This window comes from Mesorhizobium sp. M1328 (assembly GCF_040318075.1).
In the GTDB taxonomy this organism is placed as follows: domain Bacteria; phylum Pseudomonadota; class Alphaproteobacteria; order Rhizobiales; family Rhizobiaceae; genus Mesorhizobium.
Map to the genome: position 1 here is coordinate 170,329 of NZ_JAMYLO010000001.1, position 23,365 is coordinate 193,693.

Annotated in this window: 22 protein-coding genes and 1 pseudogene; 18 read left to right on the forward strand and 5 right to left on the reverse strand. The window is 62.4% G+C overall.

Annotation, left to right across the window (positions count from 1 at the left end; genetic code table 11):
• Positions 1-22: 22 nt before the first annotated feature.
• The 5 genes from hslV (at position 23) to NKH23_RS00840 (ending at position 4,183) form a co-directional block, all read left to right on the forward strand.
• Positions 23-574, forward strand: a complete 552-nt coding sequence (gene hslV, locus NKH23_RS00820; RefSeq protein WP_292660356.1) for an ATP-dependent protease subunit HslV — start codon at positions 23-25, stop codon at positions 572-574.
• Complete coding sequence (locus NKH23_RS00825; protein ID WP_353034144.1) at positions 564-1,121, forward strand: GNAT family N-acetyltransferase; 558 nt, start codon at positions 564-566, stop codon at positions 1,119-1,121. Before hslV ends, NKH23_RS00825 begins: the two co-directional genes overlap by 11 nt.
• A gap of 4 nt (positions 1,122-1,125) precedes the next feature.
• Positions 1,126-1,722, forward strand: a complete 597-nt coding sequence (locus NKH23_RS00830; protein WP_254815925.1) for a DUF2585 domain-containing protein — start codon at positions 1,126-1,128, stop codon at positions 1,720-1,722.
• A gap of 4 nt (positions 1,723-1,726) precedes the next feature.
• The gene (gene hslU / locus NKH23_RS00835) at positions 1,727-3,040 is read left to right on the forward strand and encodes an ATP-dependent protease ATPase subunit HslU (protein ID WP_352464697.1); all 1,314 of its coding nucleotides are present in this window, start codon (positions 1,727-1,729) and stop codon (positions 3,038-3,040) included.
• A 183-nt stretch (positions 3,041-3,223) separates the two neighbouring features.
• Positions 3,224-4,183, forward strand: a complete 960-nt coding sequence (locus NKH23_RS00840; RefSeq protein ID WP_352717180.1) for a DUF1402 family protein — start codon at positions 3,224-3,226, stop codon at positions 4,181-4,183.
• A gap of 34 nt (positions 4,184-4,217) precedes the next feature.
• Here the strand turns inward: NKH23_RS00840 and NKH23_RS00845 are convergent, their stop codons facing one another.
• The 3 genes from NKH23_RS00845 to NKH23_RS00855 are packed head-to-tail and all read right to left on the reverse strand — an operon-like array spanning position 4,218 to position 6,936.
• Positions 4,218-5,447, reverse strand: a complete 1,230-nt coding sequence (locus tag NKH23_RS00845; RefSeq protein ID WP_352977134.1) for an NAD(P)/FAD-dependent oxidoreductase — start codon at positions 5,445-5,447, stop codon at positions 4,218-4,220.
• A gap of 2 nt (positions 5,448-5,449) precedes the next feature.
• Complete coding sequence (locus tag NKH23_RS00850) at positions 5,450-5,764, reverse strand: MocE family 2Fe-2S type ferredoxin (RefSeq protein WP_352464700.1); 315 nt, start codon at positions 5,762-5,764, stop codon at positions 5,450-5,452.
• A gap of 41 nt (positions 5,765-5,805) precedes the next feature.
• Complete coding sequence (locus NKH23_RS00855; RefSeq protein WP_352717365.1) at positions 5,806-6,936, reverse strand: fatty acid desaturase family protein; 1,131 nt, start codon at positions 6,934-6,936, stop codon at positions 5,806-5,808.
• Positions 6,937-7,071: 135 nt separating this feature from the next.
• Here NKH23_RS00855 and NKH23_RS00860 point away from each other — a divergent pair, with 135 nt between their 5' ends.
• The 9 genes and pseudogenes from NKH23_RS00860 to NKH23_RS00900 all read left to right on the forward strand — a co-directional run bounded on the left by NKH23_RS00860 (position 7,072) and on the right by NKH23_RS00900 (position 15,397).
• Complete coding sequence (locus NKH23_RS00860) at positions 7,072-8,103, forward strand: LacI family DNA-binding transcriptional regulator (protein WP_023677522.1); 1,032 nt, start codon at positions 7,072-7,074, stop codon at positions 8,101-8,103.
• A 310-nt stretch (positions 8,104-8,413) separates the two neighbouring features.
• Positions 8,414-9,355 (forward strand): sugar ABC transporter substrate-binding protein, encoded by a 942-nt coding sequence (locus NKH23_RS00865; RefSeq protein WP_352451673.1) that lies wholly within the window; start codon positions 8,414-8,416, stop codon positions 9,353-9,355.
• Positions 9,356-9,469: 114 nt separating this feature from the next.
• Positions 9,470-10,546, forward strand: coding sequence for an ABC transporter permease (locus NKH23_RS00870; protein ID WP_352911732.1), 1,077 nt, complete (start codon positions 9,470-9,472; stop codon positions 10,544-10,546).
• A gap of 2 nt (positions 10,547-10,548) precedes the next feature.
• Positions 10,549-11,316 carry an ATP-binding cassette domain-containing protein gene (locus NKH23_RS00875; RefSeq protein ID WP_352911733.1) on the forward strand — a complete coding sequence of 256 codons (768 nt, stop codon included), beginning with the start codon at positions 10,549-10,551 and terminating at the stop codon, positions 11,314-11,316.
• 65 nt (positions 11,317-11,381) lie between these two features.
• On the forward strand, positions 11,382-12,383 hold the full coding sequence (iolG, locus tag NKH23_RS00880; RefSeq protein WP_352911735.1) for an inositol 2-dehydrogenase: 1,002 nt from the start codon (positions 11,382-11,384) through the stop codon (positions 12,381-12,383).
• Between the two features lie 23 nt (positions 12,384-12,406).
• A complete protein-coding gene (locus NKH23_RS00885) occupies positions 12,407-13,201 on the forward strand; it encodes an SDR family oxidoreductase (protein ID WP_352911737.1) in 795 nt (264 codons plus the stop codon).
• A 20-nt stretch (positions 13,202-13,221) separates the two neighbouring features.
• Positions 13,222-13,299: pseudogene (locus NKH23_RS00890) on the forward strand (VapC toxin family PIN domain ribonuclease); the annotation flags it as partial.
• Between the two features lie 41 nt (positions 13,300-13,340).
• Positions 13,341-13,583, forward strand: coding sequence for a hypothetical protein (locus NKH23_RS00895; RefSeq protein ID WP_352717171.1), 243 nt, complete (start codon positions 13,341-13,343; stop codon positions 13,581-13,583).
• Between the two features lie 722 nt (positions 13,584-14,305).
• Entirely contained in the window at positions 14,306-15,397 is a 1,092-nt protein-coding gene (locus NKH23_RS00900) for a 3-deoxy-7-phosphoheptulonate synthase (protein ID WP_352911740.1), read from the forward strand.
• A 57-nt stretch (positions 15,398-15,454) separates the two neighbouring features.
• Here NKH23_RS00900 and NKH23_RS00905 read toward each other — a convergent pair whose 3' ends face one another.
• Positions 15,455-16,564, reverse strand: coding sequence for a Gfo/Idh/MocA family protein (locus NKH23_RS00905; RefSeq protein WP_352911743.1), 1,110 nt, complete (start codon positions 16,562-16,564; stop codon positions 15,455-15,457).
• A gap of 152 nt (positions 16,565-16,716) precedes the next feature.
• Between NKH23_RS00905 and NKH23_RS00910 the strand changes: the two genes are divergently transcribed.
• Positions 16,717-17,562 carry a MurR/RpiR family transcriptional regulator gene (locus NKH23_RS00910; protein WP_352912205.1) on the forward strand — a complete coding sequence of 282 codons (846 nt, stop codon included), beginning with the start codon at positions 16,717-16,719 and terminating at the stop codon, positions 17,560-17,562.
• Here NKH23_RS00910 and NKH23_RS00915 read toward each other — a convergent pair.
• The gene (locus NKH23_RS00915; RefSeq protein WP_352911746.1) at positions 17,559-18,449 is read right to left on the reverse strand and encodes an AraC family transcriptional regulator; all 891 of its coding nucleotides are present in this window, start codon (positions 18,447-18,449) and stop codon (positions 17,559-17,561) included. The two genes, NKH23_RS00910 and NKH23_RS00915, sit on opposite strands and share 4 nt — an antisense overlap.
• 137 nt (positions 18,450-18,586) lie before the next feature.
• Between NKH23_RS00915 and NKH23_RS00920 the strand changes: the two genes are divergently transcribed.
• The 3 genes from NKH23_RS00920 to iolD all read left to right on the forward strand — a co-directional run bounded on the left by NKH23_RS00920 (position 18,587) and on the right by iolD (position 23,330).
• Positions 18,587-19,315, forward strand: a complete 729-nt coding sequence (locus NKH23_RS00920) for an SDR family NAD(P)-dependent oxidoreductase (RefSeq protein WP_353034146.1) — start codon at positions 18,587-18,589, stop codon at positions 19,313-19,315.
• A gap of 200 nt (positions 19,316-19,515) precedes the next feature.
• Positions 19,516-21,450, forward strand: a complete 1,935-nt coding sequence (locus NKH23_RS00925) for a bifunctional 5-dehydro-2-deoxygluconokinase/5-dehydro-2-deoxyphosphogluconate aldolase (protein ID WP_352977094.1) — start codon at positions 19,516-19,518, stop codon at positions 21,448-21,450.
• A gap of 35 nt (positions 21,451-21,485) precedes the next feature.
• Positions 21,486-23,330 carry a 3D-(3,5/4)-trihydroxycyclohexane-1,2-dione acylhydrolase (decyclizing) gene (iolD, locus tag NKH23_RS00930; RefSeq protein WP_352911753.1) on the forward strand — a complete coding sequence of 615 codons (1,845 nt, stop codon included), beginning with the start codon at positions 21,486-21,488 and terminating at the stop codon, positions 23,328-23,330.
• Positions 23,331-23,365 lie beyond the last annotated feature (35 nt).

Consider the following 23,365-nt stretch of genomic DNA (forward strand, 5'->3'; position numbering starts at 1 on the left):
TCGGTGCTTATCGGAGCGGAAAATGTCGAATGAACTGACCATGCATGCCACGACCATCCTGACCGTGCGCAAGGGCGGCAAAGTGGTGATCGCCGGCGACGGCCAGGTCAGCCTCGGCCAGACCATCATGAAAGGCAACGCCAAGAAGGTGCGCCGCATCGGCAAGGGCGGCAACGTCATCGCTGGTTTCGCCGGCGCCACCGCCGACGCCTTCACTCTGCTCGAGCGGCTCGAAGCCAAGCTCGAACAATATCCCGACCAGCTGACACGCGCCTGCGTGGAGCTCGCCAAGGACTGGCGCACCGACCGCTATTTGCGGCGGCTGGAAGCGATGATGCTGGTGGCCGACAAGTCGGTGTCGTTGGCACTGACCGGCACCGGCGACGTGCTGGAGCCCGAATTTGGCGTCATGGCCATCGGCTCGGGCGGCAATTACGCGCTGGCAGCGGCACGCGCCTTGATGGATAGCGACAAGGGCGCAGAGGAGATCGCCCGCAAGGCGATGCAGATCGCATCAGACATTTGCGTCTACACCAACAACAGCTTCGTCGTCGAAACCCTCGATGCCGCCTGAGCGGAGCCTCCGCTATGGTTTTCGGCCTGTGACCCAGAGGGACCTGCCGATGATCGCCGGCTGGCTTGCCGAGCCGCATGTCGCCGAATGGTGGAACGATCCAGAGACCGAGATCGCGGAGATCCGCGAACATATCGACAGCATTTCGGTCGAGCCGCTGATTGTCGAGCTCGACGGCAAACCCATCGGCTATCTGCAGAGCTACGATCCACATCTGGAGGATGGCTATCCCTATAGCGACCAGCCGTTCGGCACGCTCGGCATCGATCTGTCGATCGGCGTGCCGGAGCTTGTCGGGATCGGCCACGGCTCGGCGATCGTCCGGCAGTTCGTCGAGCAGCTTTTCGAGGAAGGGGCGCCGCGCGTCATCATCGATCCGGACCCAGCCAATGCACGGGCTATCCGAGCCTATGAAAAGGCCGGTTTCAGGGCTATCGATCGCAGGAAGTCGGAATATGGCGATGCCGTGCTGATGGCGATTGATGCCCCAGAGGGTGACGCCGAACAGGGTGATGCCGAACAGGGTGACACAGAAGAGGGGCAATAGCAGCATGAGCGTTTCCAGCGACAAAACCGTCTCGGCCTACGAAGACAGCTGGCGAATGGGGCTTCTGCTGGTTCTCGGCCTGGTCATCTTCCAGGCCGGGGTCCTCTACGGCATGGGGCGGACGCCGATTTGTACCTGCGGCTACGTCAAGCTGTGGCACGGCATCGTGCAGAGCTCCGAGAATTCCCAGCATATTTCCGACTGGTACAGCTTCTCGCACATCATTCACGGCTTCCTGTTCTATGCGCTGGCGTGGTTTCTTTTCCCGCGCTCGCCGATCGGGCTCAGGCTGGCCTTTGCGGTGGTGATAGAGGGCGGCTGGGAGCTGCTCGAGAACAGCCCTTTCATCATCGATCGCTATCGCGCCGGCACGATCTCGCTCGACTATTATGGCGACAGCATCATCAATTCGGTGTCGGACACGCTGGCAATGGTGCTGGGGTTTGTCATGGCGCGAAGGCTTCCTATATGGGTGATCGTAACCCTCGCCCTCATCTTCGAATTCGGTGTCGGCTATCTCATCCGGGACAATCTGACACTCAACGTGATCATGCTGCTGCATCCGTTCGAGTCCATTCGGCAGTGGCAAAGTGGAATTTAGTGACATGAGCACCTTCTCTCCCCGCGAAATCGTTTCGGAACTCGACCGCTTCATCATCGGCCAGAAAGACGCCAAGCGTGCCGTGGCGATTGCCTTGCGCAACCGCTGGCGCCGCCAGCAGCTCGAGGGCCAGATGCGCGAAGAGGTGATGCCGAAGAACATCCTGATGATCGGCCCGACCGGTGTCGGCAAGACCGAGATATCGCGCCGCCTGGCACGCCTTGCCGGTGCGCCTTTCGTCAAGGTCGAAGCCACCAAGTTTACGGAGGTCGGCTATGTCGGCCGCGATGTCGAGCAGATCATCCGCGATCTGGTCGAGATCGCCATCGGGCTGGTGCGCGAGAAGATGCGCGAGGACGTCAAGGCGCGAGCCCACATCAACGCCGAGGAACGGGTGCTCGAAGCCCTCGTCGGCAAGACGGCAAGCCCGGCCACCCGCGACAGTTTCCGCAAGAAGCTGCGCGACGGCGAGCTCGACAACAAGGAGATCGAGATCGAAGTGGCCGATACCGGCAATGGCGGCATGCCCGGCTTCGAGATCCCCGGCATGCCGGGCGCCAATATCGGCGTGCTCAATATCAACGACATGCTGTCGAAGGCGATGGGTGGCAAGAAGACCAAGTTGCGCAAGACGACGGTCAAGGAGTCCTACGGGCTGTTGATCGGCGACGAGTCCGACAAGCTGCTCGATCAGGACGAAGTGGTGCGCAGGGCACTCGAATCGACCGAGAACGACGGCATCGTCTTTCTTGACGAGATCGACAAAATCGCCTCGCGCGAAGGCGGCATCGGTGCCGGCGTTTCGCGTGAAGGCGTGCAGCGCGACCTGCTGCCGCTGGTCGAAGGCACCACGGTTGCGACCAAATACGGACCGGTGAAGACCGACCACATCCTGTTCATCGCCTCGGGCGCGTTCCACGTCGCCAAGCCCTCCGACCTGCTGCCGGAATTGCAGGGCCGCCTGCCGATCCGCGTCGAGCTGCGGGCGCTGGAGAAGGACGATTTCGTCCGCATCCTCACAGAGACCGAAGCCAGCCTGATCAAGCAGTATATCGCGCTGATGAAGACCGAAGGCGTCGACTTGGTCTTCACCGACGACGCGATCGATTCGTTGGCCGGCATCGCCGTGGACCTCAACGCAAGCGTCGAGAACATTGGCGCCAGGCGGCTGCAGACGGTGATGGAACGGGTGCTTGACGACATCTCCTATGACGCGCCGGACCGTAACGGCACCTCGGTGACCATCGATGCCGCCTATGTCGAGAAGCACGTCGGCGACCTCTCCAGAAACACGGACTTGTCGCGTTTCATCCTGTAGGAGACGCTTCATTCTCGAAGAGGCCGGGGAATTGCTCCCGGTCTCCGCCTAATTCGGCCCGGCATTCCCGATGTGTGGCCAAATGGAAGCATCCGGCAAGCTTTCGTCCCGTCCGGTGCAGGCGTCTCTCGACTCCCGGTGGAGCATTACCTAGTTTGCCGGCGATTATTTGGGCGGCGGCGCATGAAAAAACTGATCCTCGTCATTTTGGGGCTGACGCTGGCGGCAGCCATGTTCGCCGCGCAAGCGGCAACGATGGTGCCGCCGGGCAACCGCAACACCGAGCAACCCGACATACCGGGCGCATCGAGCCGGCGCACCCAGGCGACCAACACCACGTTCCAGGCGAAATACCGAAAAGTCTTTGCGCTGCTCCAGAACGATGCCGAACTGCGCGGCAAGATCAAGCAGGCAGCCGCGGCCTATGGCATCGACCCAATGCATATCGTTGGAGCCGTCGTCGGCGAGCATACTTATAATGTCGATGCCTATGACCGGCTGCAGACCTATTACGTGAAGGCGATCTCGTACCTGTCGAGCAAGCTCTCCTTTGCCTATGATGGCGAGGACATCACCGATTTCGTGCAACGGCCGCAATTTGCGAAATGCGCAGGGAAGTCCGACAGCTACGATCTGTGGGAGTGCCGCGAACAGGTGTGGAACCGGTCGTTCCGCGGCAAAACCGTCAACGGCGAGAGCTTTCCCAACGACCGCTTCGGCGCCACTTTCTTCCAGCCTTATTATGCCGGCCAGACCTTTGGCCTTGGCCAGCTCAATCCGCTGACGGCACTGCAGATGAGCGACCTCGTGCACAAGGTTTCCGGCCTGCCGGAGCTCGACGTCGGCGACCCGAACGCGGTCTACAAGACAATCATGGACCCTGACCTGACACTGCCTTATGTCGCGGCGACGATCAGGAAGTCGATCGACGCCTATGAAAGCATTGCCGGCTTCGACATCTCAGGCAATCCCGGCATCACGTCGACGCTCTACAATGTCGGCAACCCCGAACAGCGTGCCTATGCGCTGAAGGCCGAGAACGACAAGCGCCGCGCTGCGGGCGAGCCGGAAAAGCTGCCGGAGGAAAATTACTATGGCTGGCTGGTCAACGACAAGCTGCCGGAGCTGAAGGCGCTGTTTTAGCCGAACGCGTTCGGCCAACTATCCACGCGGCGGATCAAGCCGCCAGCAGCGACTTTAACTTCACGGTCTGCGAGCCCAGCGCTTCCGGCGCCGGCTTTGCCTGCTTTGCAATCAGCATCTCGGCCAGCCTTACGTCGCGCGCGATCGCGTTGCCGGGGCCAATGCCGCTTGCCGCAACCAGCCTGCCGTCCTCGGCGAGGTGGAACAGGATGAAGGCGCCGGCGCCGAGATCGCGGCGCACAATGCTGCGGCCTTCGTCCGACAGGCCGGCGATCTGCAAGGTCAGGCCGTACTGATCCGACCAGAACCACGGCACCGCCGCATGGGCCTCGCCGGCGCCAAGCATGTTTTTTGCGGCGAGCGCGCCCTGCTCCTGCGCATTGCGCCAAGCTTCGAGCCGCACGCGCCGGCCACCATAGAAGGCGAGCGGAAACGAGCAGCAATCGCCGGCGGCAAAGATGTCCGGGTCGCTGGTGCGAAGCTCGGCGTCGACGGCGATACCATTGTCGATCGTCAGCCCTGCTTCCGCGGCAAGTCCGGTCACCGGCACGGCGCCGATGCCGATCACGGCAAGATCGGCGACAATGTCGTGTCCACCGGCAAGCGTGATGCGCACTTCGGCGCCGTCATCGGCAATGGCGGCGATGCCCTCGCCGCACAGGATTTTGACGCCTTCGGCTTCATGCGCCTGATGGATGATCTCGGCGATCTCGGCCGGCACGCCGCGCATCAGAATGCGCGGCTGCGCCTCGATAACTGTGACCGCCGCACCCAGTCTGCGTGCCGCCACGGCAAGCTCAAGCCCGATGAAGCCGCCGCCAATGATGGCGATGCGATTTCCGGCGCTGAGATGGGCGCGAATGGCCAGCGCGTCGTTGAAGGTCCGGAGGTAGACGCAGCGCCCGCCAAGGCCCGGCATCGGCAGCTTGCGCGGCACCGAACCGGTCGCCAGCAGGAGCTTCTCGTAGGCCAGGACGGAACCGTCCGAGAGGCGCACGACATGCGCCGCGCGGTCGATCGCCACCGCCTGGACCGAATGGATATGCCTGATCGATCTTTCGGCCAGGACCGCCTCGCTTGCGATCGCCTTGAGCAGGGGCGAGTCGGCGACCATCGCGTCTTTCGACAGCGGTGGCCGCTCATAGGGCAGATGCGGCTCGTCGCCGACCAGCGTCACCGGGCCATCATAGCCGAGCTCGCGCAGCGCAAGGGCGGCGCGCCCGCCGCATTCGCCGGCGCCGATGATGACCATTCCCTTCGTCATCATCAACCGATCCGGACAAGGACTTTGCCGGCGTCGACTTTGACCGGATAGGTTCTTAGATCGACGCAGACCGGCGCGCCCCTGGCAGCCCCAGTCTTGTAATTGAAGCGGCCATTATGCTTCGGGCATTCGATGATATCGTCCATCACCAGCCCGTCCGCCAGATGCACCTTCTCATGCGTGCAAAGCCCGTCGGTGGCGAAATACTCGTCGTCGGGGCTGCGGTAGACGGCGAAGGTGCGGCCGCCATGGTCGAAGCGCATCACGTCCTCTTCGTCGATGTCCCCGGCGTCACAGGCCTCGACCCAGTCGCTCATTTACGCCTCCCCCAATTCTTGGCGCCCTCGGCATGGGCTTGTCATTCGGCAGCCACAGCAGCGGCAGCGTTATCCCTGTGGAAGTCCTCGCGATAGGGCCTCGCCGTCGGCGGCAGTTCGCGCTTGATGAAATAATCCTCATTGCGCAGCTGGCGCAGGAAAGCCGGTATCATCTCGCGGTAGCCGGCCAGGATGGACGGCGTCGGCGCCGGCAGATCGTGCTTGATCAGTTCATGCAGCCTGGGCAGCGCATGATAGGGCACCATGGGAAACATGTGATGTTCGACGTGGTAGTTCATGTTCCAGTAGATGAAGCGGCTTATCGGGTTCATGTAGACGGTGCGGCTGTTGAGCCGGTGATCGGTGACGTTTTCGGCCAGGCCGCCATGCTGCAGCAGGCCGACCATGACATGATGCCAGGCACCGTAAAGCCTGGGCAGACCGACCAGCATCAGCGGCAGGAACGAGCCCGTGTAGAGCGCCAGCGCAATGGTCGCGGCATAGATTGTCGTCCAGATGCGGGCAATGCGGATTGCCTTCGGCTGCTCCTGGTCGGGAATGAATGTTCCTTCGGCCGGGCTGATGATGCCGGCTGCATTGCGCAGCATGTCGCTCATCGCATGCCAGGCATCGAGAATACCGACGAAGTTGAGAACGACGCGCAGCAGATCGGGCGGCCGCATGACCGAGATCTCCGGATCGCGGCCGACGATGATGGTATCAGTGTGATGGCGCGTGTGGCTCCAGCGCCAGGTCACCGGGTTGCGCATGATCATGAAGCAGGCGACCTGATAGACCACGTCGTTCATCCACTGCGTCCTGAAAGCGGTGCCGTGGCCGCATTCGTGCCAGCGTGAATCGGTGGAGGAACCGTAGAGGACGCCGTAGACGAAGAAGAACGGCACACACCACCAACTGCCCCAGAACCAGACGGCGCCGGCGCCGCTCAGGACTAAGGCGCCGAGCCAGATGATGGTATCGCGGATTGCCGGGCCGTCGGAGCGCTGCATCAGCTCCTTCATCTGCTTGCGCGGCACGTCGGTGTGATACCACTCGGCCGCCGCCAGCCCGCTCTCGACGGCGAGCTTCGCGTCGCGGCCGATCAGGCTGTAGTCGCGTCGGGACGCTGCTGCGGAGCTCGTATTCCCGGTTCGGAGTCCAATATCCACCATGGCGGAGGCCTCGATCATATTCGGTCAGCGTTCAAAATAACGCCGAGCCCTGATAGGCTCAATATCACAAAGATAGTTTCTATCATTTTCCATCAGAATGGTGTAAAAGGAGCCGGACAGTAGAGCGAGGCAGCGATGGCGAAACGGCCGACGATCACCGACCTGGCACGCATTTCGGGGGTCAGCGTTGCCACCGTCGACCGGGTGCTGAACAACCGCTTGCCAGTGCGCGAGGAAACCGCACGCCGCGTCTATGAAGCGGCGACCAGCATCGGCTATCACGCAGCCGGATTGATCAAGCAGCGGATGCGCCATGAATTGCCCGAATACCGGCTCGGGTTCCTGCTGTTGAGGCGGGAGGACGTCTTCTACAGTGAATTTGCCCGCGAGCTTGAACTGGCGGTATCGCAGTCGCCGCGCTTTCGCGGCGTGGCCACCATCGACTTCGCCGCTTCGCTGGCGCCGGACGAGATCGTCGAGCGGATGCGCAAGCTGGCCGCCAAATCCAGGGCCGTCGCCCTGGTCGGGCCTGATCACCCGACGCTGACGGTCGCCGTCGAGGCTCTCAAAGCCAATGGTGTACCGGTGTTCTCCCTGCTTTCCGACTTTGCGTCCGGTATTCGCGAGGGCTATGTCGGCCTCGACAATCGCAAGGTTGGCCGCACCGCTGCCTGGATGATCTCGAAGGCCGCGAAGAGACCTGGCAAGGTCGCCCTCTTCGTCGGCAGCCATCGCTTCCACGGCCATGAGCTTCGCGAGATCGGTTTTCGCTCCTTTTTTCGCGAGCAGGCGCCGGAATTCACTCTCCTCGAGACGTTGGTCAATCTGGAAGCGAACCAGATCACGCATGATGCAATGATCGAGCTTCTGGCCCGCCACCCCGATCTCGCCGGTTGCTATGTCGCCGGTGGCGGCATGGAAGGCGCGATCTCGGCGCTGAGGGAGGCAAAGCCGGCTGAGATGCCGGCGGTCGTCTGCAACGAGATCACGCCCGACTCCCGCGCGGCGCTGGCAGATAATTTCCTGACGATGGTGATCTCGACGCCACTGGCGGCGCTTTGCCGCGAGCTTGTCGGGCTGATGGCGCACGCCATCGAGACCGGCGCTGCGAATGCGCCGGGTCAGACCTTTCTGCCCTTCGACATTTATCTGCCGGAAAACATCTGACGTCGCGGTCATTGGCGGCACACATGATGTAATCTATCAGAACGCTTTCAGGCCTGGCTTGCCTGAGCGTTCGTCTAAAAGCGCTCGAAATGCCGAAAATCCATTGCTCTTGGCGAAATCTCGCTTGACGCCCACGCGAAATGGAATAAATATTTCACCAACTGAGCATTTTGGTTCTTTCGTTCCGGAAGATCTGTTTCAGGCAAATGCCTTCCGGAACTGAAAATGGCAATCGGGAGAGAATTCCCTGCGAGATCGGGGATTCCGGGTAAATCGGTGCAGCCGGACACCAATGTGGAGGAGAAATAAAATGAAAAAACTGCTTTTGGGCGTCGCGTTCGCGGCGCTGATGAGTTCGTCCGCCTTTGCAGCCAAGATCGGCGTGTCGATGGCGTTGTTCGACGACAATTTTCTCACCGTGCTGCGCAACGGCATGATCGAGCAGGCCAAGGGCATGGACGGCGTCGAGCTGCAGGTGGAGGATGCGCAGAACGACGTCGCCAAGCAACTCGACCAGATCAAGAACTTCGCCGCCTCGGGCGTCGACGCCATCATCGTCAACCCGGTCGACACCTCGGCCACCCAGGCGATGTCGGACGCAGCCGCCGCTGCCAAGATTCCGCTGGTCTATGTCAATCGCGAGCCGGTCAACGTCGACACGCTGCCCGAAAACCAGGCCTTCGTTGCCTCGAACGAAGCCGATTCCGGGACGCTCGAGACCAAGGAGGTCTGCCGCCTGTTCAAGGAGGCCGGCAAGACTGAAGCCAATGTCTATGTGATCATGGGCGAGCTGTCGAACCAGGCAGCGGTGCAGCGCACCAAGGACATTGACGACGTGATCGCCACGCCGGAGTGCAGCTTCATCAAGATCATCGACAAGCAGACGTCGAACTGGAAGCGCGAAGAAGCGCAGAACCTGATGACCAACTGGCTGTCGACAGGCAAGCCGTTCGACGGCGTCATCGCCAACAATGACGAAAGCGCCATCGGCGCCATCCAGGCGATGAAGGCCGCCAACATCGACATGAAGTCGGTTGTCGTCGGCGGCGTCGACGCTACCCAGGATGCGCTTGCGGCGATGCAGGCGGGCGACCTCGATGCGACGGTGTTCCAGGACGCAGCCGGCCAGGGCGCCGGCGCGCTTGACGCAGCGCTCAAGCTGGCGAAGGGCGAGAAGGTCGAGCACAAGGTCTACATCCCGTTCCAGCTGGTCACGCCTGCGAATATCGACAAGTTCCTGAAGAAGAACTGAGGCGGACCTGTCCGATACGGAGCGGCGCGCCAAAGTAAGACAGCGCCGCTCCGCTTTTTCCCTCTCGGCCTGAACAGCGCCGAGTGGAGACCGTGGCTGACGGAGGAAGCACGATTGGCACAGACATCTCACGGCGTCGGCGGGCTCAGCTATGATGCGAAGCGGCGCGCATGGCCAGCCGAATTCAACGTCTTCCTGGCGCTCGTCATCCTCGTCGGCGCTTTCGAACTGATCGGCCGGGTTTTCCTGGGCGACAGCTTCCTGTTCAATACCCGCGACAATATCGATGCGATCTTCAACGAGGCGCGCCTGCAGATCATCATCCTGCAGGTGTCGATCGTCGGCATCATTGCCATCGGCGTGACGCAGGTAATCATTACCGGCGGCATCGACCTGTCCTCGGGTTCGATCGTCGGCGCCACGGCGATGATCGCCATGAGCTTCGCCCAGGTGGCGACGGTCAACGGCAACCCGAACCCCAAGGCAATGTTCATCGCCCAGGGCTGGACCGACCTGCCGGTGATCGTGCCGGTGCTGGTCGCGATCGGCTGCGGTCTGCTGGCCGGCCTGGTCAACGGTGCATTGATCGCCTACACGCGCATTCCGCCGTTCATCGCCACGCTCGGCATGATGGTCACCGCGCGCGGCATCGCCAAATGGTGGTCGAAGGGACAGCCGATCTCGTTTCCGACCGAGAGTTTCGCCTCCATCGGCAAGGGGCTGATGCCGGTCATCATTTTCATATCACTCGCGGTGCTGTTCCAGCTGATCCTGAGCTACACCAAATATGGCAAGCACTGCTATGCAATCGGCTCCAATGAGGACGCCGCGCGCATGTCCGGCATCAACATCGCCAACCACAAGATCCTCGTCTACGTCATTGCCGGCGTCCTCGCCGCGCTCGCCGCCGTGGTGCTGAGCTCGAAAAATCTCACCGCCCAGGCCGGCATGGGTGTGATGTACGAGCTCGACGCGATCGCCATGGCGGTTATCGGCGGCGTGTCGCTGTCGGGCGGTCGCGGCTCGATTATCGGGACGGTGATCGGCTCGCTGATCTTCGGCGTCATCATCTCCGGCTTCACCTTTCTGCGCCTCGACGCCTATTATCAGGAGATGGTCAAGGGCGTTATCATCGTCGGCGCAGTCGTACTCGACCAGTGGCGCCAACGCCTGCGGGCAATGAGGGCTTGATCATGTCGGACGTCGTGCTGAAAACCGAAAACCTGACCAAGTATTATGGCGGCGTCCATGCGCTGGAGGGTGCCAATTTCGAGCTGCGCAAGGGCGAGCACGTCGCCATCATGGGCGACAACGGCGCCGGCAAATCGACCTTCGTGCGCCAGATTGCCGGTGTCGAGCAGCGCACCAACGGCAAGATGTGGTTCGACGGCAAGGAAGTGAATTTCGCCGGCCCCATCGAAGCCCGCGAGGCGGGCATCGAGACGGTGTTTCAGAACCTGGCGCTCGCCGACGACCTCGACGTGCCGTCGAACCTGTTCCTCGGCCGCGAGCGGGTGCTGTTCAATCTAGGACCCTTCTCGATCCTCGATCGCAAATTCATGCGCAAGGCGACCGAGGCAGCCTTGGTCCGCACCGCGGTCAAGATTCCCAATCTTTCCAACACCATCCGCCACATGTCGGGTGGCCAGCGCCAGTGCGTGGCAATCGCCAGAACCGCGACCTTTGCTTCCAAGCTCATCATCATGGACGAGCCGACGGCGGCACTCGGCGTGCAGGAGACGATGCAGGTCGAAAACATCATACGCACGCTGAAGGAGAATGGCGAACCGCTAATCCTGATCTCTCACAATATGCGCCAGGTGTTCGATCTGGTCGACCGTATCGTCGTTTTCCGGCGCGGCCGCATCGTCGCCAATTTGCGCAAGCAGGACACCGACGGCAACGATATCGTCTCCTACATCACCGGCGCCAAGACCGGGCAGGCGGAACTTGCGGCCTAAGGGCCAACGCTGAGCCACAGGCGCTGACGCCTTCCCTTCCAAACCATCCTCAAAGGAAATTCTTCATGCCTCTTCGCTTTGCTCTTCTCGGTGCCGGCCGTATCGGCAAGGTCCATGCTCGCGCCGTTGGTTCCAATCCGCAGGCCAGGCTGGTTGCGGTTGCCGACGCGTTCGAGAAGGCGGCGACCGATCTGGCCTCTGCCTATGGCGCCGAAGTGCGCAGCATCGATGCCATCGAGAAGGCCGGCGATATCGATGCGGTCATCATCTGCACGCCCACCGACACTCATGCCGATCTGATCGAACGCTTCGCCAAAGCGGGTAAAGCGATCTTCTGCGAAAAGCCGATCGACCTCGACGCCGCCAGGGTGGAACAATGCCTGGCCGTCGTCGACAAGGCTGGCGCCACCCTGATGGTAGGCTTCAACCGCCGCTTCGATCCGCACTTTGCCGCCGTGCGCAAGGCGATCGACGACGGCGCCATCGGCACGGTCGAGATGGTGACCATCACCTCGCGCGATCCCGGCCCGCCGCCGCTCGACTATATCGGCCGCTCGGGCGGCATTTTCCGCGACATGACCATTCATGATTTCGACATGGCGCGCTTCCTGCTCGGCGAGGAGCCGGTGGCGGTCAGCGCGCACGCTTCGGTGCTGGTCGACAAAAAGATCGGCGAGGCCGGCGACTTCGACAGCGTCAGCGTCATCCTCGAAACTGCCTCCGGCAAGCAATGCGTCATCTCCAACTCGCGCCGCGCCACCTATGGCTACGATCAGCGCATCGAGGTGCATGGCTCGAAAGGCATGATTGCGGCCGAGAACCAGCGGCCGGTGTCGATCGAACTGGCCAATGAAAAGGGCTATACGCGGCCGCCGCTGCACGATTTCTTCATGACCCGTTATCTCGACGCCTATGCCAACGAGATCGCCGCCTTCATCGCGGCAGCGACGTCAGGCAAGAAGGCGGCGCCGAGCGGCAAGGATGGGCTGGTGGCGCTCAGGCTGGCAGATGCGGCGCTGAAATCGGCCAAGGAAGGCAAGACCGTCCGCCTCGACAAAACAATCTGACTATCAAACACAGGAGCAAGGCGATGAACGGTTCAGCCGGTCGCAATTCCGAAACACGCGCCATCGTCACCGGCGGCGCACAAGGCATCGGCTTTGCCGTCGCCGAAGCGCTGGCCGATGAGGGCTGCCGGGCACTGGCGCTGATCGGCCGCTCGCAGGAGAAAGGCGACAAGGCTGTCGCCGCCCTCAAGCGGGCAGGCGTCGATGCAATCTTTATCAGCGCCGACGTCTCAGAGGTGGCCGACTGCAAGCGTGCGGTCGAAACGGCGATTGGCCATTTCGGTACCGTCAACGCGCTGGTCAACGCCGCCGCCACCTCGGCCCGCGGCTCGCTGGTCGAGACCTCCGAGGATCTGTTCGACCAGATATTCCAGACCAATGTGCGCGGCCCGTTTTTCTTGATGCAGGGAGTGGTGGCGCATTTGCTGGCGCGCCAGGCACCGGGCTCGATCGTCAACGTGCTGTCGATGTCGGCGCATTGCGGCCAGTCGTTCCTGGCACCCTATTCGTCGAGCAAGGGAGCGCTGGCGACACTGACCAAGAATGTCGCCAATGCCTATCGCGGCAATCGCATCCGCTGCAATGCGGTGCTGCCCGGCTGGATGGATACTGAGGGCGAGGCGATCGTGCAGAAGAAATGGCATGACGCGCCGGACGACTGGCTGGAGAAGGCCGAAGCCGCGCAGCCGATGGGCCAATTGGTGAAGCCGGCGCAGCTTGCCCGACTGATCAGCTACATGATCAGCCCGCAGTCCGGCGTCATGACCGGGTCGCTGGTCGACTACGATCAGAACATCGCAGGGTCGTCGCCGGAATAGGATCAACCGAGTAGCCGCAGGAGCTCACCTTGGCAACGCGTAACACGAAGGATTTCGAAGGCTTTGGAATTGAACTCGTCGATCCCTGGACTGCATGAACCGCTCGGCGCAGCATGTTGGGCCTCGAAAGTGACCCGAGATGCATCCATACTGGATCAGGATAAGCGGTAGCCTTGGCGTTAGCGTTACCGCCCGGTCGGAAGCCGATGCCCTACAACTCTTCGCCCTTGCCTACGGGATCCGCCAAGAAATTATCAGTATCGAGATCATCAAGGACATGAACGATCTCGACCAGAACCATGTCGTGCCCAATTTGGGTGCGGCCAACTGGTTTCGTCGCGGCATCTGGTATCCTCAAGGTTTGGAACACATTGCAAACTGAGACACGACCTTCTCGGCTCGTGACAGATCGGAGGCGCTTGCGCTTAAATCCCGAATGCCTTGGCGACTAGCGGAAACGCCCATCGCTTCTTCATCGCGGGGCGAAGCAAGGAGCGAAGCGGCGCGGCGCAGACCCCGAGATCCATATGTGACTTCAAAGCATTGCAGCGGCGCAGAATGCTGCTCCCCTACGGCTGAGCCCATAAAGGGTGTCAGTCTACCCGGCACGCGCGACGAGCGAAGCGAAAAGAAGGAAGAGGCCAGGGGCACTCAAAACAAAAACAGCAATGAACAGCACAAAGCGCCAGCCAAGAGTCAAATTTGGAGACCTCAAGCCATAGACGATTCCGGCCATCGCCAATACGAACGCCACGATTATGAGAAGATGGTATCCTTGGGGCTCTGGCATAACCTTTGATTTCGCTTTCGCGCCGCATTCGGTGGAGCGGCTTCGTGTCAAGCATAAAGCGGTTTGGCTTAGGTGACGATGGACGACATGTCACATTTCAAGCCGAGCCACCTGGCACGTGACAAGCGCCTCCGCATCGACTATATCAGCCCTCATGATCAACCTGACCGCCAAATATTGGTACTTTATGAGCTCGCTGGCGGCGGGAGGATTGCGCTCGATCTGAAGATTGCAGCAACAACATCCGAACAGCCGCCAGACCTGGCGGCTTTTTTGTTTCAGCCGGCAGGTCTCCCAATCAGGAGCAGAATGCCGTGTTGACGACCACAGACGATCTTCGGGTCAAAGAAATAAGGGAATTGAGCACGCCGGACGAGGTGATGCGGGAGATACCGCGCACGCTGACCGCGACGCGCACCGTTGCCGCGTCACGCAACGCCATCCACACCGTGCTGACCGGCATCGACGATCGGCTGGTGGTCGTCGTCGGCCCTTGTTCGATCCACGATCCGGCCGCTGCCGTAGACTATGCCAGCCGCTTGGCATCGCTGCGTGAAAGCCTGTCGGATCGGCTGGAGATCGTGATGCGCGTCTATTTCGAGAAACCGCGCACGACGGTCGGCTGGAAGGGCCTGATCAACGATCCCGACCTCGACGGCAGCTTCAACATCGACAAGGGGCTGCGGATGGCCCGCAACGTGCTCGCCGCCGTCAACAATCTCGGTCTGCCGGCGGCGACCGAATTCCTCGACATGGCCACTCCGCAATATATCGCCGACCTCGTCGCCTGGGGCGCGATCGGCGCGCGCACGACCGAGAGCCAGATCCATCGCGAACTGGCATCGGGCCTGTCCTGCCCGGTCGGCTTCAAGAACGGCACCGACGGCAATTTGCGGATCGCGGCCGAGGCCGTGAAATCCGCCGCCCAGCCGCATCATTTCATGGCGGTGACGAAGGGCGGGCGCAGCGCCATCGCGACGACCACCGGCAACGAGGACTGCCACGTCATCCTGCGCGGCGGTATTGTGCCGAATTATGACGCGGCCAGCATTGCTGCTGCCTGCGCGGAACTCGGCCGGATCGGCGTGGCGCCGCGGCTGATGATCGATGTCAGCCACGCCAACAGCAGCAAGAAGCCGGAAAACCAGCCAGGGGTGGCGGCCGACGTGGCTGGCCAGGTCGCGGCAGGCGACGAGCGCATCATCGGCGTCATGATCGAGAGCAACCTTGTCGCCGGCCGGCAGGACGTCATGCCCGGCAAGCCGCTCGTCTATGGCCAGAGCATCACCGATGGCTGCATCGACTGGGCAGCCACCGAGACGGTGCTTCACGGCCTTGCCGACGCCGTCGAGCGGCGCCGGTCGGTGCGCCGCGCCATGATCGCCGGCCGTCCGGGAGCCGCCTGAGGCAGCCAATGCCCCTTCTCCCCTTGTTGTGGGAGAAGGGCAACCGGCGCCCAGCAATTACCGCACTGCGATCCAGCGCTGTTCCGCGAACGAGCGCGCCATCGCGTGCACGGTGCGCTCGATCTCCAGGCCTTCGTCGAAGTCGATGATCCGCGCCGGCTTGCCGGCAAGCCGCGTCAACAGTTCCCAGCATTCGATGATCTTGAGATCATTGAAGCCAAGGCCGTGGCCGGGTGCCGGCAGGAAGGCGTCGTAAGGCGTATGGTGCGGCGCCACCAGGATGGTGCGATAGCCTTGCTCGGTCGGCCGGTCGGCTGTCAGATAGAGTTGGAACTCGTTCATCCGCTCCTGGTCGTACAGGATCGAGCCCTTCGAACCAAAAATCTGGATGGCGATCCGGCCCTTGCGGCCCCAGGCCGAACGGTTGACCAGCAACGTGCCGGCAATGCCGTTTTCGAGATGCATCAGGATGCTGGCGATGTCATAGGTCTCGACGGCGCGGCGCCCGCCCGAGGCGACGCGGCGGTCGGCATAGGGTCTGGCCATGTCGCACATGACGCGGGCGACACGGCCGAACAGTACGGCAATGAGCGACAGCGGATGTACGGCGAAATCGTCGAGCGCGCCGTAACCGGACGCCGCCTCGTGCTTCCAGAAGAACAGCGCCTCCGGATCGGCCATGAAGTCCTCGTCCATCTCGATACGCAGATGGTTGACCTCGCCGATGATCTTCTCGTCGAGCAGCGCACCGATGTGGCGGATCGCGGGATTTTGGATGTAGTTATAGCCAAGCGCGGCCACCTTGCCGGATTTTTGGGCCGCCGCAGCCATCGCTTGCGCCTCCGCAAAACTTGGCGCCATCGGCTTCTCGCACCACAGATGCTTGCCGGCTTCGAGGATGGCGATGGCCATTTCCGGGTGGAACTGGTTTGGCGTGGTCAGCGAGATGACATCGACATCGGGATCATCGACCACCGCACGCCAGTCGCCGGATGCCTTGGCGAAGCCGAATTCGCTGGCGCGGCGTTTGGCAAGGTCCTCGTTGACCTCGCCCAGATGGACCAGCCTTGGCTTGTCGACATCGGGAAAGACGGTGCCGACCGCGTTCCAGGCAATGGCGTGGCACTTGCCCATGAAGCCCGTGCCGATAAGACCTACCCTGACCATCTGCCTTGCCTCCCTGTGTGCAAACTTATGTGGATGAATTAGTCCATTTTGTTTGCAAATGGAACGCTTGCCTCATTTTTTATGGTGTTCTTGCACAGGCCCGCTATGATGGGGCACAGAGGGAACCGACGATGAGCCTGGGCGGAGCGACGATGGACGAACGGGTGCCTCGCGATTTCGAAACGCTGCGGGCGACGATCCTGGAGCGGCGTCAGAGCCTGCCGAAACGTATCGCCCAGATCGCCGCCTATGCGCTCGATAACCCCGACGATATCGCCTTCGGCACCGCTGCCAGCATCGCCGCTTCCGCCGGTGTCCAGCCTTCGACCCTGATCCGCTTTGCCCAGCAGCTTGGCTTTGACGGTTTCACCAGCCTGCAGCTGGTGTTTCGCGAGCGCCTGCGCGAGCGCAACTCATCCTACGATGAAAGGCTGGCGGCATTGCGCGCCAAGGCCGACGAAGGCGCCGGCCACCGCGCGATTTTCGACGGTTTTGTCGCCGCAGCCAGCACCTCGCTCAACGACATTTCGCGCACGCTGAATGAAGACCATTTCGAAGACGCGATCGCCGTGCTGGCCAAGGCGGAAACCATTTATGTGCTGGCCAAGCGGCGCTCCTACCCGGTCGCCTCCTACATTGCCTATGCATTGGGCAAGCTCAAGATCCGCAACCAGCTGATCGAATCGGCCGCCGGCCTGAACGCGGAGATGATCGGCTTTGCCTCTCCAAGGGATGCCGTCATCGCCATCAGCTTTTCGCCCTATGCCCCGGCCACCATCGAGGAGGCGCGCGTCATTTCGGAGCAAGGCGTGCCGATCGTGGCGATTACCGACAGCTCCTTTTCGCCGCTCGCCCAGTTCGCCAGGGTCTGGTTCGAGGTCGCCGAAGCCGATTTCGCCGGCTTCCGCTCGCTGTCGGCGACGATGGCTTTGGCTATGGCGCTGACCGTCGCAGTCGGCGAGAAGCGGCGCGATAGCGGCAGGAAGCGCAAGGCCTAGATCACCTCTATTGCCGTTTCGCCTTCTGCCAAAAGCCGCGCTGCGTCGCGGGCAGGCGGCGACCCGAACTGGCGGGCATATTCCCGGCTGAACTGGGAAGCACTCTCATAGCCGACAGCGAAGGCGACACGCGCCACGTTGCCCGGCTGGGCAATCAGCAGATGGCGGGCTTCCAGCAAGCGGATTTGCTTTTGATACTGGACTGGGCTCATGGCCGTCGCCGCCTTGAAGTGACGATAAAACGCAGCACTGCTCATATGGGCGATTTCAGCCAGATCCCCGACCCGGACCGGCTGATGGGGATGCGAACGGATCCAGGCGATCGCCTGGCCAATTCGGGACAGATGGCCATCGGCGCGCGCAAGTTCACGAAGCTTTCCGCCTTGCGGACCTTGCAGGAGCCGAAACAGCATCTCCCGCTTGAGCATGGTCGCGAGCACGGGAATCTCCGCTGGCCGGTCAAGCAGCCGCATCATTCGACGGAGCGCGTCGAGCAGGTCGTCATCAACGGGAGAGATGGAGAAACTGTCGCCGCCGAGGGCTGGCGCGTGCTCGACGAGGAGGGCGGCGACGGCTTGCAGGTCAAGGGTCAAGCCAATGGCCAGATAAGGACGCGCCGCGCTCGCTTCGATTATCTGGCTGATAGTGGGCGTCTCGACAGTGTAGATGAAATAGCTGGCCGGCTTGTAACGAAGAGCCCGGTCGCCGATCAGAACCGTCTTCGCGCCCTGCAATACGAATAAGATCCCCAACCCCCACACCCCTGGCAATGGCGGCGTGGCAACTTCGCTGCGGCCGATCGAAACGCGGGGAACCGCCGTGCTTGTTCGTCGCCCGCGCGCATGGCGGCCGGCGATCTCGATCAACTCCTGCAGCGCCTCGCTCATTGCGCCAGCATCGCGCATTCGCACCGGCCGCGCAACAGCGTGAGAGGATTAGGCAAGAGCCTGAGAATTTCCGGCGCGCGGCGCCCGCTGCCTCGCGCCATTTGTGGGTCTTCCACAAGAATAATGGAGACACCGAAATGACGACTTCGAAGACCGCGCTGGTGACCGGCGCCAACAAGGGTATAGGCCGCGAAATCGCCCGGCGACTGGCGACCATGGGCTTCAAGGTCTGGCTCGGCGCCAGGAGCGCCGAACGCGGCATGGCGGCGGCGCAGGCATTGCGCGCGGAAGGCCTCGACGCAGAGTGGCTTGAACTCGACGTCACGCAGGATAACAGTGTTGCGGCGGCAGCCAAGGCACTCGGGCAGGCCAGCCCCTGCCTCGACGTGCTGGTGAACAACGCCGGCGTCGCCATCAATTACGACCTGCCGCCGAGCCAGCAGCGGATCGCCGACATCCAGGCCACTTACGACGTCAATGTCTTCGGCCCCATCCGCGTGACCCAGGCATTCCTGCCGCTGCTGCTGGCAGCACCTGCTGCCCGGATCGTGATGGTGAGCAGCTCCACCGGGTCCATCGGCCGGGCGCTGGATCCCGCCACCGCGAACCACGCCGTCAATATGATGGGTTACGGCAGCTCCAAGACAGCCTTGAACGCCATCACCGTGGCCTTCGCCAGGGAGCTCGCGCCCCAAGGCATCAAGGTCAACGCCGCGGCGCCCGGCTACACCGCCACCGATCTCAACGGGTATAAAGGTCACCGCACGGTGCAGCAGGCGGCCGAGATCGTCATTCACGTGGCGACCTTGGACGCCGATGGCCCGACCGCCGGGTACTTCAACGATGATGGCCCGCTTCCTTGGTAAATCAGCTGGTTTCAGTGGCAGACCCTTGACGTTCGTCTGACTTCAAAGTTTCTGAACGCGCGAGCTTTGCACAGCACTTTTCAGCCTTGGGAATGCTCGTTCCATATTGACTATGGATTGGAATTATTATTTCATATTGCCGGCGCCACGTTGCCGCTCGCGCGTGTTACCCAAGACAACAAAGCCGATGGGAGGTTCGAATGGGCGAAGCCGTGGAAGCGAGACATGCGCCGCTCGACATCATCACGATCGGCCGCGCTTCCGTCGATCTCTATGGTCAGCAGATCGGCTCGCGCCTCGAGGACATTACTTCCTTTGCCAAGTCGGTCGGCGGCTGTCCAGCCAACATCGCAGTCGGCACTGCCAGGCTCGGCCTGCGCTCGGCGCTGCTCACCCGCGTCGGCAATGAGCAGATGGGCCGCTTCATCCGCGAGCAGCTGACCCGCGAGGGCGTTTCGGTCCAAGGCCTCAAGACCGATCCGGAGCGGCTGACTGCCCTGGTGCTGCTGTCGGTCGAGGATGAAGGCGTCTCGCCGATGATCTTCTATCGCAGCGATTGCGCCGACATGGCGCTTTCGGAAGACGACATCGATGAGGCCTTCATCGCTTCGGCACGCGCGGTCGTCGTCACCGGCACGCATTTTTCGCGACCCAACAGCGACGCCGCCCAGCGCAAAGCGATCCGTGCCATGAAGGCCAAGGGCGGCAAGGTGGTGTTCGACATCGACTACCGCCCCAACCTGTGGGGCCTCGCCGGCCACGCCGAAGGCTTTGAGCGCTATGTGAAATCCGACCGCGTCTCGGCGCAGTTGAAGACGGTGCTGCCCGACTGTGACCTCATCGTCGGCACCGAAGAGGAGATCATGATCGCCTCGGGCGCAGACGATTGCCTGAGTGCGCTGAAAACCATCCGCTCGCTGTCGGCGGCAACCATCGTGCTGAAGCGCGGCGCCATGGGTTGCATCGTCTATGACGGGCCGATCAGTGACGACCTCGAGGACGGTGTCGTCGGCAAGGGGTTTCCGATCGAGGTCTACAATGTGCTCGGCGCCGGCGACGCCTTCATGTCGGGCTTCCTGCGCGGCTGGCTCGGCGAGGAAAGCCTGGCGACGGCGGCGACCTGGGCCAATGCCTGCGGCGCCTTTGCCGTGTCGCGGCTGCTCTGCGCACCGGAATACCCGACTTTCGAGGAATTGCAGTTCTTCCTGAAAAACGGCAGCAAGCATCTGGCGCTGCGCAAGGACGAGGCGATCAACCACATCCATTGGGCGACCACGCGCCGGCACGACATCCCCTCGCTGATGGCGTTCGCCTGCGACCACCGCGTCCAGTTGGAGGACGTCGCGGCAAAAGCCGGCGCCGATCCGTCGCGAATACCAGCTTTCAAGGTGCTGACGGTCAAGGCTGCGGCCAAGGTCGCGGCCGGCCGCGGCGGCTACGGCATGCTTCTCGACGAAAAATACGGACGCGAGGCGATGTTCGAATTCGCCCACCATTCCTTCGCCTGGCTCGGCCGGCCGGTCGAGCTGCCGGGTTCGCGGCCGCTTCGCTTCGAGTTCTCGCAGGACATAGGTTCGCAACTGACCGAATGGCCGGTCGACCACTGCATCAAGTGCCTGTGCTTCTATCATCCCGACGATCCCGCGGCGCTGAAGACCGAACAGCAGCAGAAACTGCGCGCTTTGTTCGAGGCCGCGCGGAAAGTGGGCAGAGAACTTCTGGTGGAGATCATCGCCGGCAAGCACGGCAAGCTCGACGACATGACCATCCCGCGCGCGCTCGAGGAACTCTACGCACTCGGCATCAAGCCCGACTGGTGGAAGCTCGAACCACAGGCATCGGCCGGCGCATGGGCAAAGATCGAGGCGGTGATCCTGAAGAACGATCCCTGGTGCCGCGGGATTGTGCTGCTCGGTTTGGAAGCGCCGCAGGACGAGCTGGAAGCGGCCTTTGCCGCCACCGCCAAGGCGCCCATCGTCAAGGGCTTTGCCGTCGGCCGCACCATCTTCATCAACGCGGCCGAACAATGGCTGGCCGGCAAGATGTCGGACGATGAGGCGGTTGCCGACATGGCATCTCGCTTCGAGAGACTGACCGAGGCGTGGCTTGCCGCGCGCGGCCGCAAAGCAGCATAAGAAGGCGCGGCAATAAGGACTGCGGAGGAACCGACATGACCAAGACAATCCGCCTGACGATGGCGCAGGCGCTGACCCGCTTTCTTGCCCGGCAGATGACCGAGATCGGCGGCAAGAAAGTGCCGATCTTCGGCGGCGTCTGGGCGATCTTCGGCCACGGCAATGTCGCCGGCGTCGGCGAGGCGCTCTACCAGGTGCGCGACGAATTGCCGACCTTCCGCGCCCATAACGAGCAGGCGATGGCGCATGCGGCGATTGCCTACGCCAAGGCCAATTTCCGCCGCCGCTTCATGGCTGCGACCAGTTCGATCGGCCCCGGCGCGCTCAACATGGTGACCGCTGCGGCACTTGCACATGTAAACAGGTTGCCTGTCCTGTTTCTGCCCGGCGACGTCTTCGCCAATCGCATTCCGGATCCCGTCCTGCAGCAGGCCGAGGATTTTTCCGACGGCACGGCGACGGTCAATGACTGCCTCCGGCCGGTGTCGCGCTATTTCGACCGCATCACGCGGCCGGAGCAGATTATGCCGGCGCTCAACCGCGCCATGCAGGTGCTGACCGACCCGGCCGAATGCGGCCCGGTGACCCTGGCGCTGTGCCAGGATGTGCAGGCCGAGGCCTATGACTACCCCGAGAGCTTCTTTGCCGAGCGGCTCTGGACGCCGCGTCGGCAGCGCCCGGACCGCAACGAACTGGCGGCCGCAGTCGCGGCGCTCAAAGCGGCGAAAAAGCCGCTGGTGATCGCCGGCGGCGGCGTGCTCTATTCGCAGGCGTCGGATGAATTGGCGAAGCTGGTGCAAGGTGCCGGCATTCCGGTTTGTGAGACGCAAGGCGGCAAATCCTCGCTCCCGGACGATCATCCCTTGAACATGGGCGCGGTCGGCGTCACCGGCACTTCGGCGGCCAACCGGCTGGCCGAAGTGGCCGACGTCGTGCTTGCCGTCGGCACCAGACTGCAGGATTTCACCACCGGCTCCTGGGCGCTATTCAAGAATTCCGGCAAGACAATCATCGGGCTCAACGTGCAGCCTTTCGATGCCGGAAAGCACCAGGCGCTGCCGCTGGTCGCCGATGCGGCGGAAGGGCTCGCCGAATTGGCTGCCGCGCTGAAAGGCTGGAAAGCCCCTTCAGGCTGGACCGACAATGCGATCAGGGGCAAGAAGGAGTGGCAGGCGGATGCCGGCAAGGCGACTGGGTCAACCAATGCGGCCCATCCGTCCGACGCGCAGGTGATCGGCGCCGTACAGCGGGCCATGGGCTCCGGCGTGACGCTGCTTCATGCCGCGGGCGGCCTGCCCGGCGAATTGCACAAGCTATGGCAGGCGGGTGCGCCCGGCTCCTATCACGCCGAATACGGCTTCTCGACCATGGGCTACGAAATCGCCGGCGGACTCGGCGTCAAGATGGCCAGGCCCGACGAGGAGGTTGTGGTGATGATCGGCGACGGCTCCTACCTGATGCTCAATTCCGAGATCGCGACCTCGGTGATGCTCGGCCTCAAGCTGACCATCGTGCTGCTCGACAACCGCGGCTATGGCTGCATCAACCGGCTGCAGATGGCGACCGGCGGCGCCAACTTCAACAATCTGCTGAAGGACGCTCGTCACGAGACCTTGCCCGAGATCGACTTCGCCGCACATGCGGCAAGCCTGGGCGCCATTGCCGAAAAAGTGCCGTCGATCGCCGGGCTGGAAACGGCGCTGGTGCAAGCGAAGAAGAATACGCGAACGACCGTGCTGGTCATCGACACCGACCCGCTGGTTTCGACCGAGGCCGGTGGAAGCTGGTGGGATGTCGCAGTGCCGGAAGTCTCGGCACGGCCGCAAGTGAATGCGGCGCGCAAGAAATATGAGGAAGCGCTGAGCGGGCGGCGATTTTAGCGCCCGCCAACGCCTCGAATGTCAGAAACTGGAGT